Here is a 16,175-nt window from a genome sequence, read left to right on the forward strand (position 1 = left end):
CCTCTTCCACCTTATTCACCAGAATTAAATCCCATTGAGAAAGCTTGGGCAAATCTGAAGAGAGCAATCACAGAACTTTTAAAAACATGCAAAACAGTAAATGAATCTCTTTTGTACTATTTTAAAAATCAATAACTATAACAGTCAGGGGAGGGACTGTTAATATTTGAAAGAATAAAAACACTAGATTTGTTGGGAATTAAATTTTGGCTACGGGCTGTGCAAAAAAGAGACGTAGCTGTTCCAGTTTTATAGAGTATTAACTGGTTACAGGTATGGCTCCCTTTAGAGGAGGGAAATAGAAGTTTGCGGAGCAAGCTCTCGTTTAGTTGTAGCCCAAGTTCAATTATACAAGACGAGTTAACGAAGTAATAAAAATATAAATTAAATGACTGTATCTCCCGATAGTTGAAGCAGGTTGATTTCTTGTGTACGTTGACGATCCATATTTCCAAATCGGCTTTCTGTATGATTTGTGATAGAATAGAAGAGCGAGGTATAGTATGATTGATCGAAAAACAACTAATCAATTTAAATTAGTATCAAAGTATCAGCCATCTGGAGATCAGCCAGAGGCGATTGAAACCTTGGTCGATAATATCGAGGGGGGCGAAAAGGCCCAGATCTTACTAGGAGCAACAGGAACAGGTAAGACCTACACCATGAGCCAAGTGATTGCTCGGGTCAACAAGCCTACTCTTGTCATTGCCCACAACAAGACACTGGCGGGGCAACTGTACGGTGAATTTAAGGAATTTTTCCCTGAAAATGCGGTGGAGTATTTCGTATCCTACTATGATTATTACCAGCCAGAAGCCTATGTACCGTCAAGCGATACCTATATCGAAAAGGATAGTTCGGTCAATGATGAGATTGACAAACTCCGCCACTCAGCGACATCTGCCCTTCTCGAGCGCAATGATGTAATAGTGGTGGCTTCAGTGTCTTGTATCTACGGTTTGGGTTCGCCCAAGGAGTATGCAGATAGCGTAGTCAGCCTACGACCGGGTCTCGAGATTTCACGGGACAAACTGCTCAATGATCTCGTTGATATCCAGTTTGAACGCAACGACATTGATTTTCAGCGGGGGCGCTTCCGTGTCCGTGGTGATGTGGTAGAGATTTTCCCAGCCAGTCGGGATGAGCATGCCTTTCGAGTGGAATTTTTCGGTGACGAAATCGATCGGATCCGAGAAATTGAGGCCTTGACAGGTCACGTTTTAGGAGAAGTGGATCACTTGGCGATTTTCCCAGCGACCCACTTTGTGACCAGTGATGACTATATGGAAACAGCCATTAGCAAGATTCAGGCAGAGTTGGCGGAACAACTGGCGATCTTTGAACAAGAGGGGAAACTTCTCGAAGCCCAGCGCCTCAAACAGCGGACAGAATATGACATTGAAATGCTACGGGAAATGGGCTACACCAATGGGGTCGAAAATTATTCTCGCCACATGGACGGGCGGAGTGAGGGTGAGCCACCTTACACCCTGCTTGACTTCTTTCCAGAAGATTTCCTAATCATGATTGATGAGAGCCACATGACAATGGGGCAAATCAAAGGGATGTATAACGGTGACCGTTCGCGTAAAGAGATGCTAGTTAATTACGGTTTCCGCCTGCCGAGTGCCTTGGATAATAGACCGCTGCGCCGTGAGGAATTTGAAAGCCATGTTCATCAAATTGTTTATGTGTCTGCGACACCGGGAGACTATGAAGCAGAACAGACAGATACGATTGTCGAGCAGATTATCCGTCCGACAGGGCTTCTAGATCCTGAAGTTGAAGTTCGTCCTACCATGGGACAGATGGATGACCTGCTAGGTGAGATTAACGCTCGCGTAGAAAAGGGAGAGCGAACCTTTATCACCACCTTGACCAAGAAAATGGCAGAAGATTTGACAGACTATCTCAAAGAAATGGGAGTCAAGGTCAAGTATATGCACAGTGACATCAAGACCTTGGAGCGGACAGAGATTATTCGGGATCTCCGTTTAGGCGTCTTTGATGTTCTTATCGGAATCAACCTCTTACGGGAGGGCATTGATGTGCCAGAAGTGAGCCTAGTGGCTATTCTGGATGCAGACAAGGAGGGCTTCCTGCGCAACGAACGCGGCTTGATTCAGACCATTGGACGGGCAGCCCGCAATAGCGAAGGCCACGTGATTATGTATGCAGATAAAGTCACCGACTCAATGCAGCGGGCTATGGATGAGACCGCTCGTCGTCGTCAGATTCAGATGGAATACAATGAAAAACACGGTATTATTCCGCAGACCATCAAGAAAGAAATCCGCGACTTGATTAGCGTGACAAAAGCAGTCCTTCCGGATAAGGAAGAAAAGGTGGATATTGAAAGCCTCAACAAGCAAGAGCGCCGTGATATGGTGAAGAAATTAGAAGCGCAAATGCAGGAAGCAGCGGGTCTCTTAGACTTTGAACTAGCCGCTCAAATCCGCGATATGATTTTGGAAATAAAGGCCTTGGATTAAAATAAGCCTGTCTAGGTCTAGCGCAATGCAAAAGAGAGCGCAGGGCTTCCGTTTCAGCAGCTTACAGCAAGAGCTATTTTGAAGTGAGAAATAGAAGTTTGCGGAGCAAACTCTCTGGGGCTCTGACTCGTCAGCGTGCCAGTCTAGTTGCCTTGTGCGGAACTCACTAGGAAGCAGGACTTTCTCTTCCTACCTTAGTTGCTTCAGTAGTCTAGGGAGAGGCTGGAGACAAAAGGAGTGGTACTCGTGACACCTATCCTCCTGCTTTGGTTATAAGAAAATGCTATAATAGACTTGACATTTAATGCGGTAACTGTCATAATAAATTGGGTACATTCAATAGTGTATCGTAGACTATTATTTAATCATTTATTGAGGCTTTAACATGCTGTTTTCAACACAAATATTTTTGTTCGTTTTCTTCCCGCTCGCTATTATGGGCTACATGTTCACAAATGCCATCCTTTCGATCAAGGGCTTGCGCCTCCTACCAAACATCCGATTGCTCAATCAGTTGTTTCTGATAGGAAGTAGCTTTGTTTTTTACATGTGGTCGTCATTCGATAATGTCTTTCGCCTATTCTTTTACATCGTTGTCGTCTATGTAATGGGTGTATGGATTGCAACTAGCAGAGCAAAAGGTCTCTATCTGACCCTTTATCAATCTCCCACGAACCAAAAGAGGCTATATCTAAGTTTCTTTCCATTATGGATTGGGATAGTCCTAGTGACCTTCCCCTTGATTTATTTCAATTATTCCAATTTTCTGATTCAGTCTTGGAACAGTCTATTCGGTGATCAGCTTCCCTTTAAGTCCTTGCTGGCTCCTTTAGGAATATCTTTCATTACTTTTTCTAGTATTTCCTATTTGACAGATATATACAGAGGACAGGCAACAGCAGGGAGTTTTCTGGACTGTCTTTTGTACCTTTCCTTTTTCCCAAAAGTAATTTCGGGGCCGACTATTTTATGGAAAGAGTTTCAAGGGCAGATTGGACAGAGTCGCATGTCCTTGACCTCCATTACCGAAGGTCTTAATCGGATCATGATTGGCTTTGCTAAAAAAGTTATACTAGCAGATACTTTCGGTGCTTGCTTGGCTCAAATTTCTATTCATTCCATGGATCAGCTGACAGCATTTGGCACCCTCTTGCTCTACATGCTGCAAATTTATTACGATTTTGCGGGCTATTCTGATATTGCCATTGGTCTCGTTAAACTCTTCGGCTTTGAATGTAAAGAGAATTTCAACTTCCCTTATCGCTCCCTATCCATTTCTGAATTTTGGAGACGTTGGCATATTTCATTAGGAACATGGTTTAAGGAGTACATCTACATTTCACTAGGTGGAAGCCGTAAGGGGCAGCAAAGAACGCTCTACAATCTAGCCATTGTCTTTGCTGTTACCGGTATTTGGCATGGAGCGGGCTGGAACTACATTCTCTGGGGAGGCATCAATGCCCTGTTTGTAGTCATTGAGCGCCTTACTCACGATCATAAGTATGTCCAAAAAGCGCCAGCTGCGGTCAAATACATTGTGACAATGGTCATCATTCTCCTTTCGTGGCAATTCTTCAGATTTCAAAATCTTTCTGATGTCGCAACGGTTTTGAAAGCGGTCGTTGGAAAGGGAGTGAGTCAGCCAATCGCTTATACATGGCAGTATTACTACGACTTCAAGATTATTTCACTTACTGTGATCGGTATAGTAGGTGCAACTTTATTGGGCTCTGAGAAAGTGAAAAAATCTTACACAGCTCTTCGTTCTACAACCGTTGGTTATTTACTTCAAGAGTGCATCTTACTTGCTATTTTTATCGTGGCTATCCTATTCATGATAAATTCTACTTATAGTCCATTTATCTATTTCCAATATTAAAAGAAGCGGAGATATTGATGAAAATTATAAAAATTCTGACGATCATTGTATTCTCACTCATCATACTCATCCCGGTCGTCACCTTTCGTTCGGCTCCCCATATCTCCTCCGAGATTGATAACCGAATGTTAGCTGAAAATTCATTTTCACAAGAATTACTGAAAGATAGTGAAGCAGATCTTACCCATAATATAGAAGAATATGTAAATGACCGAATTGGTTTTCGCGATGAAATGATTTTAGCCTATACGATTTTGAATGATGGCTTGTTTGGGAAAATGGTTCATCCAAGCTATCGATATGGAAAAGAAGGCTATGTCTTTGGCGCTGGTCTGACGACACCTGCCTATCAATATGATGACTACCATGAGCAGTTCGCCAACATGGTGAAAAGTATTCAAGAGTACTGTGAAGAAAGAAACATTCCTTTCTTATTTGTCTTAAATCCAGCCAAACCTGCTGTATTACCAGAATACATTCCTGCTGGTATTGACTATAATCGCGATTGGGTAGAAAATTTTCTGGCTGCTCTTGATCAGCGAAAGGTTTGCTATGTAGACAATACTATCACTCTGCGGAAAGAAACGGAACGAGGCAATGTCGTCTTCAATCAAAAATATGACGCCAATCATTGGAATGACCTAGGGGCTTTCTATGGAACGAACGCTATTTTATCTGAAGTAAAACAGGACTTTCCGAGTGTACAGATGAATCAACTGAAAGATTTTGAAGTATCCAGTCAGTTGGAAAGCTCCTTACCTGTTTCGCAATTTCCTATCCATGAATCGGTTCCGATTATTCGGCTCCCTATCCAAGATATTGTAACAAGTAAAACAGAACTGTTCAAAGATGAGTTACAGTTAGATCCGGCTTATCAGGCTTTTGCCTACTATCAAAATCTATCACACAGTAACAAAGAGTTTCCACGGGTTCTCATGTTTCAGGGGAGCTATATGAATAAATTCGGCTATAAATATCTAGCGAATGCTTTCGGTGAATATATCGCTGTTCATGATTATCAAAATATTTTGAACTTTCCTTATTACTACAATATCTTTAGGCCAGATATGGTGATTCTGGAAGTTGCTGAATATACATTCTCAAACGACTACTTCCAGTATGATAAGATGAAACAATTAGCTATGAATCCGCCACTTTCTTCTATTAGCTATACAGATGCGTCTACAACAAGATTGCCCTTGCCTACCAATGACATCAGGATAGAGAAAGGAAAGGCCTTGGCGAAGATTGACTGGCAGACAAATCCTACATATCAGCATGTCTGGTTCATGCTAGATGAACAAGTATACGACATGGAGCGAGTAGACAATGGCTATACAGTGACACTTCTTTCTGAAAATATTTCAGAAAATCCCAAAATAGAATTGATAGCCCAAGATGATCAATATATTGTCTGGTACAGTAATGGACACTAGGATAGCCTCTTTAGGAGAGGAAGTCCTATGAAAGAAGTTTTCGGATCTCTCTGTGAGGCATTGGTATAAAATAAGCAGTAAATAGTGGCAAACCACGGTAAAATATGATAAAATACAAAAGGTTTCAATAGCAATTAAGGAAAACCCCTTGTTTTGTAGATGGACAAAAGAAAAAATGTGCTATACTGAATAGTAGTGATAAGACCAGTTTGGAGGTAAAAAAATGGAACAGCGTTCGCGAAGAACAACAAGATACAAAGAAAAACAGCAGGGTGGAAAACTTAGCATAGTGAATCGTGTGCTTGCAGCGATTTTCACGGTCATGACGGTGCTTATTTTGTTTGCAATTTATCGTTACCATCTACTGGCTTTTCGCAATTTGAATATCATAGTGCCGGCTATTTTAGGTTTTGCTGTCTTGCTATTGGGTGGACTATCCCTTAAAAAGAAAGCCCCACGCTTCACATTGATATTTTTGATTCTATCTATTCTAATGAGCGGGACAATCTTGTTTGCGATCCGAGAAGTAACGAGCTTCTCTGATAAGCTCAATTCAACTGCTAAATATTCAGAATATGAAATGAGTGTCATTGTACTTGCGGATAGTGACATTACCGATATTAGTCAGGTAACGAATGTCCTAGCACCGACTGGAACAGATGCTGAAAATATTACCAAGCTAACAGAAAGTCTCCAGAAAGAGAAGCAAGTATCTCTGACAGTAGACGCTGCCCCATCTTATTTAGCAGCCTATCAAGCATTGATGAATAAAGAGGCAAAAGCGATTGTTTTAAACAGTGTCTTTGAGGACATTATCGCAGATTATGATGCTTCAAAAATAAAAAAACTGTACACCTTTAAAGTGAGCAAAAAGGTAGAAAGCGTCCAAGGTACAGAGATTAGTGGTGACGCGTTCAATATTTATGTCAGTGGTATTGATACTTACGGTCCCATTTCTTCTGTTTCTCGTTCAGATGTTAACATCATTATGACAGTTAACCTCAAGACCAAGAAGGTCTTGTTGACAACCACCCCGCGTGATGCCTATGTTCCAATCGCAGATGGTGGCAATAATCAGAATGACAAGCTGACACATGCAGGTATCTATGGAGTTGAAGCCTCCATTCATACGCTTGAAAATCTCTATGACATTAAGACAAACTATTATGTTCGTTTGAACTTTACCTCCTTTCTAAAACTCATTGACGTGGTTGGAGGAGTAGATGTTACCAATGACCAAGAATTTACAGGCTATGATGGCACATTCTTCCCAGTGGGAGAAGTACATCTCAATTCTAATCAAGCATTGGAATTTGTACGCGAGCGCTATTCTTTACAAGGTGGCGATAATGATCGCGGTAAGAACCAAGAGAAGGTGATTGCAGGCTTGATTAAGAAATTAAGTTCACCAGCCGTCTTGAAAAACTACAATGAGATTCTAAACGGTATTCAAGATTCTGTTCAAACCAATATGAGTCTTGAAACCATGGTTACCTTAATCAATGGTCAATTGGAATCTGGCGGAAGTTACAACGTCACTTCTCAAGCTTTAACTGGAACGGGTGTTATGGGCTTGCCTTCTTATGCCATGCCTGATGCGACCCTCTACATGATGGAAGTTGATCAGGAAAGTTTGAATGCAGCCAAGGCAGCTATTCAAGACGTGATGGCAGGCAACTAGATACTAGGTGTGTGAGCAGATAGATGGATGTTCAAGTTAGACTTTCCCTTCTTTTAATAGCGGGAAAGTTTAACTCGTTATATGTAGAAAGCAATGAATGCATCTCTCCAAGGTGAAAATTGAAAGCGATTCATTTAAAAGTAAGGAAATCGACCAGACCTACTATGGCTCCCTTTAGGGATAAATCTCATTGGGTGCAATACACCCTGCTTCAGTTGCCTATTTTGTCTAGGAGTTGCTTCCACAGTCTGGGAATAGATTGTGGAAGGTGGGAAATAACACGAGTGCAACTCGTGTCAAACGCCCTGTATCTTGTTTAATTGAACTCGGGCTACAACTCACTGACAAAAAGATCAATCTCATTGGGTGCAAGCCACCCTGCTTCAATTGCCTATTTTGTCTAGGAGTTGCTTAACGCCCTCGTATCTTTGTGAATGTCCTGAAACTGTAAGAGGGGGAATACAAATTGACACGTGGTCAAAAACGTTTTATTTTAATTATGGTAGATGCCCTAATTATCTATATGAGTGGTTTTATCACCCAGTTTTTCCTAGATAATTATATCGATCTATCTTTACAACGAATGTTGGTGTTCTTGACGGCGATTTGGTTGGTCTATCTTATATGTGGTTATGCGACACATGTCTATTCCATCCTAAATCGTTTTACAGATTACATTGCACTCTGGCAGATGGCAAAGAATCTCTTGTTGAGCTATGTCGTTTCAGTAGTTGTTATCTTTAGTCAAAGAATTGTCTTTAGCTATCGCTTTATTTTGCTTAGCTATATTTTTTCTCTATTACTAATTGGTGCTTCACGGTTGATCTGGCGGATGACTTATGAATTTAAGGATATGAATCTATTAGGTCACAAGTCCGCCAAGGCTAAAAGAACACTGGTGGTCGGAGCAGGACAGGGGGCTGATTTATTCTTAAAAACAGCCATTCGTTCCTTTAAAGATATGGATGTTATCGGTATTGTCGATAAAGATCCAGTCAAGTGGCAAACCCTACTACATGGTGTTCGTGTACTCGGTTCAGAGGAACGAATCCCAGAGATTGTCAAGAATTATGAAATCGAGCAAATCGTGATCGCCATTCCATCCTTGAATTCGGACGAATATGCACGGGTCTACGATATTTGTAAACAAACAAGGGTCAAGGTTTATTCTATTCCGAAACAGGAGGATATTCTATCGGGTCAAGTGAGCGTCAGCAAATTGCGTGAAATTGATATTGTTGATTTGCTGGGACGTCAAGAAGTCGAGCTGGATCAATCCAGTCTTTACTCCAATATTCAGGGCAAAACGATCTTGGTGACAGGAGCAGGAGGCTCGATTGGTTCAGAGCTCTGCCGTCAGCTGATTCGTTTTTCGCCTGCAAGAATGTTGCTTCTGGGACATGGAGAAAATTCCATCTACCTCATCCATAAAGAATTGTCAATGAGCTACCGGAATAATATTGAAATCATTCCTATTATTGCAGATATTCAGGATAGGGAGCGGATTTTCCAAATTATGGCGCAGTATCACCCAGACAGGGTCTATCATGCGGCAGCGCATAAGCATGTACCCTTGATGGAGTATAATCCCAAAGAAGCTGTTAAGAATAATATTTACGGGACAAAGAATGTGGCGGAAGCAGCCAAGGAATACGGTGTTGAAAAATTTGTCATGATTTCAACAGACAAGGCTGTGAATCCACCCAATATCATGGGAGCAACCAAACGAGTGGCAGAAATGATCGTCACCAGTCTTAACGAGCCTGGCAAAACCAGCTTTGCTGCTGTTCGTTTTGGGAATGTCTTGGGAAGCCGTGGTAGCGTTGTACCACTGTTTAAAGAACAAATTGCCAAGGGCGGTCCAGTAACGGTGACCGATTTTCGCATGACCCGCTTTTTCATGACCATTCCAGAAGCTAGTCGCTTGGTCATTCAGGCAGGAGCCTTGATGAGCGGTGGGGAAATTTTCATTTTAGACATGGGAGAGCCTGTTAAAATTCTCGACCTTGCTAAAAAGATTATCTCGCTCAGCGGTTATTCAGAAGAAGAGATTGGCATTGTTGAAAGTGGTATTCGACCAGGAGAAAAGCTATATGAGGAGCTTCTAGCGACCAAGGAACGCACGACAGAGCAAATCTATGAAAAGATTTTTGTGGGACGTGTCGCCTATCGAAAACCAGAAGAAATTGAAGAATTTATCAGCACCTTGTTGGATGATGATTCTGAAACGCTAAAAAACAGATTGCTAGAATTTGCAAAACAGGAGTAAGAATGAATAAGGAGATCTTGATGGATAGTGATGAAAAGGACGTGCTGGCACCTTATCGAGCAATTCTTGCAAGTAAAACAGTTGATTTGGCTTGCAAATATGTCTTTGATAGGGTGATGGCTCTGATCCTCATCATCCTATTTTCACCCCTATTATTGTTTTTTGCTATTTGGATCAAATTAGATAGTTCGGGACCTGTTTTCTATCGCCAAGAGCGAATAACCCAACATGGAAGAAAATTCAGAATCTATAAATTTCGGACAATGGTAGCAGATGCCGATAAAAAAGGTAGCTTGGTGACGGTTGGAAATGATAGCCGTATCACGCGAGTAGGAAGTTTGATTCGCAAGTATCGCTTAGATGAAATTCCACAATTGTTGAATGTACTGGCAGGAGACATGAGCTTTGTAGGCGTGAGACCAGAGGTTGAAAAATATACGAACTGTTACACTGATGAAATGAATGCGACCTTGCTATTGCCAGCAGGCATTACATCACCAGCTAGTATTGCCTATAAAGACGAAGATAGGCTGATGGAAAAATACATGGCGCTGGGGATGACTGCTGATGAGGCCTATGTGCAGAAAGTACTGCCTGCTAAGATGGTGTATAACTTAGACTATATTCGCACCTTTTCATTTTGGAATGATCTTCGGATTATGGTGCAGACAGTCGTTAAAGTAGTAAAGTGAGATCAATAATGAAAAAGAAAAATATTCCCTTTTCTCCTCCTGATATTACAGAGGAAGAAATTGCAGAGGTTGTAGATACCCTTCGTTCAGGTTGGATTACAACTGGACCAAAGACCAAACAATTTGAACAAGCATTATCAGACTATACCGAGACCAATAAAACAGTCTGCCTAAATTCAGCTACTGCAGCCTTGGAGTTGGTATTGCGCGTGCTAGGGGTGGGGCATGGAGATGAGGTCATTGTTCCTGCCATGACCTACACGGCATCATGTAGTGTTATTGAACATGTCGGTGCAACCCCTGTGATTGTCGATATTCAAGCAGATCATTTTGAAATGGATTATGCTGCGGTAGAAAGAGCAATTACGGATAAGACCAAAGTCATTATTCCGGTTGAATTAGCAGGGATTCCCTGTGACCATGATCGGATCTATGAGATTGTAGAGAACCATCGTTCTAAATTTGTAGCAGCCTCTCCCCTCCAAGAAGTCTTTGGGCGGATTGTTGTATTGTCAGACAGCGCCCATGCTTTGGGTGCTTCCTATAAGGGGAGAAAAATTGGAAATGTCGCAGACTTTACGGCTTTTTCTTTCCATGCTGTAAAAAATTTGACAACGGCAGAAGGTGGAGCAGTAACATGGAAATCTCATCCTAACTTGGATGATGAAGACTTGTATCGGCAATTTCAAATCTTCTCGCTGCATGGACAGACGAAAGACGCTTTGGCAAAGACCAAGTTGGGGTCATGGGAGTATGATATTGTCATTCCAGGATTTAAATGCAATATGACCGATATTATGGCGTCCATTGGTCTCGTTCAATTGAAACGCTACAAAGAATTGCTGGCACGGCGAGCGGAAATTGTCGCAGCCTATCATCAGGCATTTGAAGGCACACTGATCCATTCCTTGCAGCATATCCACACGGACTACACCTCTTCTATGCACCTCTACATTACCCATATTGAAGGTATTACGATAGAAGAGCGCAACCAAGTCATTGAGAAAATGGCGGAAGCCGGTATCGCCTGCAATGTGCATTATAAGCCATTACCGCTTTTGACAGCCTATGCCAACATGGGATTTGACATTCAGAACTATCCCAATGCATATCACTATTTTGAACGGACTCTCACCTTGCCCCTTCACACCCAATTGAGTGATGAGGATGTGGCATATATTACAGACAATCTAAAAGAGATCGTAGCGAGTGTGAAAGGAAATGTATGATAGGGGAAGTAGATAAAAAGTTTAGTGTCTTACTCTCGTTATACGTCAAAGAAAACCCTCTTTATTTGCAGGAGTGTTTTGACAGTCTATTAAGTCAAACAAGGCCGGCAGCAGAATGGGTCATTGTTGAAGATGGCCCACTTTCTCAAGAACTCTATCAAGTGTTGGATTCCTATCAAGAACGATACCCAGGCTTAATCAAGCGAGTGCCTTTGGAGAAAAATGTTGGTCTAGGTCTGGCGCTAAGAGAGGGGATGCTACATTGTCGTTATGAATTGGTTGCGCGGATGGATACAGATGATATTGCAGGTAAAGAACGATTCGAGAAGCAGATCGCTTGTTTTGAGAGGGATCCGGATCTAGATATCTGTGGTAGTCATATTCGAGAGTTTGATACAGATCCTCAGCATCCCAATGCAGTTCGTAAGGTTCCACTAAATCATGATGAGATTATGCGCTATCAGAAAAGTCGGAGTGCCTTTAATCATGTAACGGTGATGTTTAAGAAAAGTAGTGTCTTGAAAGCTGGAAACTATGAGGATGCGCCCTTGATGGAGGATGATATGCTCTGGGTCAGAATGTTACTCTCGGGTGCTAAGGGAATGAACATTGATGAGTATCTGGTGGATGTTCGGACAGGCGCTGGTATGATTGAAAGACGCGGCGGTCTGGCCTATTTGAAAAAATATTGTGATGGCCGTAGAAAGATCCTAGAGACTGGATTTATTAGTCGATTCGACTACTATAAGACAGTTGCTATTCAGGTGGTAGTTGCTCTGGTACCCCCTCAACTACGTGCCCTTATTTTTGAGAAATTACTCAGAAGCAAAGCAGTAGAATGATGAACTTAAAATATTTATTGACAAAAATAAAATATGTACTTTTGGGAAGAGACCCAGAGATACTAAACCATTATTTTAGAAAAAAGGGAATGCTTATTGGCAAAAATAGTAAGATTTATTCTGATATCACCACGCCAGAGAGCTACCTGATTGAAATAGGGGATGATGTCACCATTTCGACTGAAGTGCAGTTGATTACCCATGACAATAGTATTTGTAAGCTAGATGCAGCTTATACAGATACTTTTGGTAAGATAAAAATAGGCTCCAATACCTTTATCGGTGCTAGAGCCATTCTTCTACCGGGAGTAAGGGTTGGTTCCAATGTTATCATTGGTGCAGGTAGCGTCATCACCAAAAGCATTCCAGATAATGTTATCGTTGCAGGAAATCCTGCTCGAATCATCAAACCGATTTCAGACTCGTCTGCTTATGTAGAGAAATATGGATTTAATGTCGACCATTTGACAGCAGAAGAGAAGAAGCAACTGTTATTAACAGCTCCAGAACGAATGGTTATCAAAGAGGAGATGGAATGGAACTAAGCATTATCATACCCATTTATAATGTGGAAGATTACCTCTCCCAATGTCTGGATAGTGTGTATCAACTTGATGATACTATCCAGTATGAGGTGATTCTTGTCAATGATGGTTCAACAGATTCTAGCGAAAGTATCATAGTTTCTTATTCAGCACGTTATGCTGAGAAGACAAGAGTTGTCCATCAGCATAATCAAGGGCTATCAGCTGCTAGAAATAGTGGGATGCAGGTCGCTAAGGGGGACTATGTATTATTTGTGGATAGTGATGATGTCGTAGAAGCAGCTAAGATTGCATTATTATTACGTGGAGCTCAAGCGGATCAGGTGGATATTGCTCTGGGAGAATACTATTATCTTATTGACGGAAAAAGTTCTACAAGTAAAAGTATTCAGAGGCGTCTCTCCCATCCAAGATTGCAGGAGAAAATGTCGGGCTTAGTAATGGCAGATTACCTTCTAGAACCTGTATCTAATAATGTGAGAGTAGAAGCATGGGCAAATTTGTATAAGCACTCTTTCCTAAGAGAGAATGATCTGCATTTTTTAGACGGTCTACTGCATGAAGATGTCCTATTTACCTTTACTGCTTTTATGAAGGCTGGACTTGTTAAATATTATCCCTATGTATTTTACCTTTATCGTAGTCGAGCTAATTCTATTATGGCTAATAGCTTAAATAGGATCAATGGTCTAAATAAACTGTATATTATTGATAGGCTCCTAGAATACGAGAAAAAGAATCAAATTCAAAGTAAGGCTTTGGAAAGTTGTCTGTTGACCCAGTATTTTGGAGTAGTGAGACACTATAAATTGAGCAATATGAAAATAGAGCAGCGATTGGCGTATTGTCAACGACTATCGTTCAGTGCACGATTACGGTATTGGTTAATCGGCTACTTTAAACGTGGAGCTGTTGAATCAATAGGAAAGGTAGGGAGGACTTAGATGGTAAAATTTTCAGTTGTTATACCAACTTATAATAGCGAAGAGACCATTGAGAGATGTTTGCAGTCAGTTCTGGAGCAGACCTATCCCGTCTATGAACTATTGGTGGTAGATGATGCTTCTTCAGATAATACAGTCAAGGTAGCTTCTGAATATTTGGAGAAGTCTTCTATATCTTATCGAATAATTGAGAAAGAGACGAATTCTGGTCCGGGAGATTCGCGAAATATTGGGATCTCCTTAGTGACAGGAGATTATGTAGCATTCCTAGATTCAGATGACTGGTATACACTAGATTTTTTAGAAAATACTATGACAGTCCTGACTGAACATGATAGTGATGTTGTCCTAAGTGAACACTATAAGTTCTATCATGATAAGCGTGTCATAAAGGTAGCTCTACCTGTGGAGTTGAGCCATTCTTCTAGTAAAAAAGAGATCATCGCTTTTGCTTCACAAGCTCTTTGGTCAATGGTTATCCGAGCAGAACTTCTCAAGAAGTTATCCATACCTCATTTATATAATTGTGAAGATGCTGCCTTGGTACCTATTATTTTGTTACAGGCGCAGAAGATCAATCTATTAAGAAGACCGACTTATTACTATTATCAACGGCAAAATTCGCTATCTAATGCGGTTTCTATTCGTACAGTGCACGATATGCTAGACGCTTTTTCTTTTATTGAAGAAAACTGTGATAGCGAATTTCGAGAAGAAGTGGAACACCTAGGGATTAAGATCGTCTTATATGGAGCTGTTTTAAATGCCATCAAATCAGGAGAGAATCCTGCCTCGATTTTCCAGTTTGTAGACCGCTTTGTCGAAAAATATCCAAATTGGTATCATAATCAGTATAAGCATTCATTAGGGATTAGCAAAAAAGTATTTTTAAGAGCAGTACATCATAGGAGTTATGGACTGTTAAGGTGCTTGACATATAGTCATTCGTTATTAACAAGGGGGAGCTAGAATGAAATATTGGATGAATCGGTCACTATATCTTTCATGGATAGTGACACTTGCCTTATCATTGAATATGGTTGGCTTGATAGCAGCTAGAACAAAATTTTTTCATCTAGGAGCCTATTACCTCTTTCTCCTTTTAGCGGTGGTTGTAGCGGCACTTTATATTGCAGTGAATCACTTCAAATTTGATCTAAAACGCAGTGACTTAGTGCTTTATAGCCTACCGCTCCTGATGGTTTTATTATCAGCTGCTACTCGCCCCTATGATGTAGACGCCTTAAAAGCCTATGGTCTCATTCTTGTGACCTTACTGTTGGTAACAGCAGTTTCCTTTTCGAAAGAGCAAGTGGAATGGTTGACAAAATCCTATCTACTTTCTGCCCTTATTTTCTCGGTTGTGATGCTCGTTCAGCGTAGACTTCCCTACGAAGAATATAATCTTTTGAGATATGGTATCTTTTTTGACGACCAGCAGTTCTATGACATCAACTTCACAGCAGCCTATTTAATTATTCCGAATTTAATTGCCCTCTATCGATTTTTAGAGGGGCAAAAAATCTATCTGCTGGTCTGGATCATGATTAGTATTCCCATCATCATGACGGGCTCTCGGGGAGCAGTTGTACCGATTATTCTGGTACTACTGTATAAGTTGATTACCAAAAAAGGTATTACTTTCAAGCAACTTTTGATTTTTATAGGCATTCTGCTCCTTTCTCTCTTTTTTATTCCGAATGAATTACGAGAGAGGTTCTTTGCAAAATCCTATATGACTGATGGAAGCAATATTAGACGTTTTAGTGAGTGGAGATTGGGCTTCGAGATTTTCTTAGAGAAACCTATTCTGGGACAAGGAATGGTGGCTCCGATTCGATTGCTTAGTAAGTTTGAGCAGGGCATGACAGCCCATAATTCTTTCTTAGTGTACTTGATCCATTTTGGTATTGTCGGTACTATTGCGTTTATAGGGCAACTCCTGCAGATCTTTAGTCGATTGCTAAAAGTATCAAAGGATTATATAGGAATGATTTTTGCTTTTGTATTTTCAATGATATTGATCGAAGCAAATACCTCCTTGATCTTTATTATTCCGCTCATTTATTTCGTAATAGTAGGTAAAGCAGATACTAGCATCAGACAAGGAAAACTAGAACACAGCGAATAGGACAAGTTAACCACTTAGTATATTCAATGAATGGG

Annotated in this window: 13 protein-coding genes; all 13 read left to right on the plus strand. The window is 41.0% G+C overall.

Translation table 11 applies throughout. From position 1 onward, the window contains the following. The coding region (locus tag BU200_RS05170; protein ID WP_211268957.1) for a transposase at positions 1-135 on the plus strand (135 nt) is incomplete at its 5' end. A 368-nt stretch (positions 136-503) separates the two neighbouring features. Further along, positions 504-2,492, plus strand: coding sequence for an excinuclease ABC subunit UvrB (uvrB, locus tag BU200_RS05175; protein ID WP_075099159.1), 1,989 nt, complete (start codon positions 504-506; stop codon positions 2,490-2,492). Between the two features lie 436 nt (positions 2,493-2,928). Continuing rightward, entirely contained in the window at positions 2,929-4,371 is a 1,443-nt protein-coding gene (locus BU200_RS05180) for an MBOAT family O-acyltransferase (protein WP_158015103.1), read from the plus strand. A gap of 17 nt (positions 4,372-4,388) precedes the next feature. Next, positions 4,389-5,807: an alginate O-acetyltransferase AlgX-related protein gene (locus BU200_RS05185; RefSeq protein ID WP_075099161.1), complete on the plus strand. Its 1,419-nt coding sequence runs from the start codon at positions 4,389-4,391 to the stop codon at positions 5,805-5,807. A 223-nt stretch (positions 5,808-6,030) separates the two neighbouring features. Then, positions 6,031-7,488 (plus strand): LCP family glycopolymer transferase CpsA, encoded by a 1,458-nt coding sequence (gene cpsA, locus BU200_RS05190; RefSeq protein ID WP_075099162.1) that lies wholly within the window; start codon positions 6,031-6,033, stop codon positions 7,486-7,488. A gap of 466 nt (positions 7,489-7,954) precedes the next feature. Beyond that, entirely contained in the window at positions 7,955-9,757 is a 1,803-nt protein-coding gene (locus BU200_RS05195) for a polysaccharide biosynthesis protein (protein ID WP_075099163.1), read from the plus strand. 2 nt (positions 9,758-9,759) lie between these two features. Beyond that, the gene (locus tag BU200_RS05200; RefSeq protein ID WP_209307160.1) at positions 9,760-10,449 is read left to right on the plus strand and encodes a sugar transferase; all 690 of its coding nucleotides are present in this window, start codon (positions 9,760-9,762) and stop codon (positions 10,447-10,449) included. A gap of 8 nt (positions 10,450-10,457) precedes the next feature. Further along, positions 10,458-11,678, plus strand: coding sequence for a DegT/DnrJ/EryC1/StrS family aminotransferase (locus tag BU200_RS05205; protein WP_075099164.1), 1,221 nt, complete (start codon positions 10,458-10,460; stop codon positions 11,676-11,678). After that, positions 11,675-12,520, plus strand: a complete 846-nt coding sequence (locus tag BU200_RS05210; RefSeq protein ID WP_075099165.1) for a glycosyltransferase — start codon at positions 11,675-11,677, stop codon at positions 12,518-12,520. Before BU200_RS05205 ends, BU200_RS05210 begins: the two co-directional genes overlap by 4 nt. 89 nt (positions 12,521-12,609) lie before the next feature. After that, complete coding sequence (locus BU200_RS05215) at positions 12,610-13,065, plus strand: acyltransferase (protein WP_158015105.1); 456 nt, start codon at positions 12,610-12,612, stop codon at positions 13,063-13,065. After that, positions 13,056-14,009 carry a glycosyltransferase gene (locus BU200_RS05220; RefSeq protein ID WP_075099167.1) on the plus strand — a complete coding sequence of 318 codons (954 nt, stop codon included), beginning with the start codon at positions 13,056-13,058 and terminating at the stop codon, positions 14,007-14,009. Before BU200_RS05215 ends, BU200_RS05220 begins: the two co-directional genes overlap by 10 nt. Continuing rightward, on the plus strand, positions 14,010-14,978 hold the full coding sequence (locus BU200_RS05225) for a glycosyltransferase family 2 protein (RefSeq protein ID WP_075099168.1): 969 nt from the start codon (positions 14,010-14,012) through the stop codon (positions 14,976-14,978). A 1-nt stretch (position 14,979) separates the two neighbouring features. Further along, positions 14,980-16,140: an O-antigen ligase family protein gene (locus tag BU200_RS05230; protein ID WP_075099169.1), complete on the plus strand. Its 1,161-nt coding sequence runs from the start codon at positions 14,980-14,982 to the stop codon at positions 16,138-16,140. Positions 16,141-16,175 lie beyond the last annotated feature (35 nt).

This window comes from Streptococcus acidominimus, from assembly GCF_001921825.1.
Classification (GTDB): domain Bacteria; phylum Bacillota; class Bacilli; order Lactobacillales; family Streptococcaceae; genus Streptococcus; species Streptococcus acidominimus.

Excerpts from the sequence above, each read along its gene's own strand:
- BU200_RS05180 (WP_158015103.1), top strand. The coding sequence starts at position 2,929 with ATGGGCTACATGTTCACAAATGCCATCCTTTCGATCAAGGGCTTGCGC.
- cpsA (WP_075099162.1), top strand. The coding sequence starts at position 6,031 with ATGGAACAGCGTTCGCGAAGAACAACAAGATACAAAGAAAAACAGCAG.
- uvrB (WP_075099159.1), top strand. The coding sequence starts at position 504 with ATGATTGATCGAAAAACAACTAATCAATTTAAATTAGTATCAAAGTAT.
- BU200_RS05230 (WP_075099169.1), top strand. The coding sequence starts at position 14,980 with ATGAAATATTGGATGAATCGGTCACTATATCTTTCATGGATAGTGACA.
- BU200_RS05200 (WP_209307160.1), top strand. The coding sequence starts at position 9,760 with ATGAATAAGGAGATCTTGATGGATAGTGATGAAAAGGACGTGCTGGCA.
- BU200_RS05210 (WP_075099165.1), top strand. The coding sequence starts at position 11,675 with ATGATAGGGGAAGTAGATAAAAAGTTTAGTGTCTTACTCTCGTTATAC.
- BU200_RS05220 (WP_075099167.1), top strand. The coding sequence starts at position 13,056 with ATGGAACTAAGCATTATCATACCCATTTATAATGTGGAAGATTACCTC.
- BU200_RS05225 (WP_075099168.1), top strand. The coding sequence starts at position 14,010 with ATGGTAAAATTTTCAGTTGTTATACCAACTTATAATAGCGAAGAGACC.
- BU200_RS05205 (WP_075099164.1), top strand. The coding sequence starts at position 10,458 with ATGAAAAAGAAAAATATTCCCTTTTCTCCTCCTGATATTACAGAGGAA.
- BU200_RS05185 (WP_075099161.1), top strand. The coding sequence starts at position 4,389 with ATGAAAATTATAAAAATTCTGACGATCATTGTATTCTCACTCATCATA.
- BU200_RS05215 (WP_158015105.1), top strand. The coding sequence starts at position 12,610 with ATGCTTATTGGCAAAAATAGTAAGATTTATTCTGATATCACCACGCCA.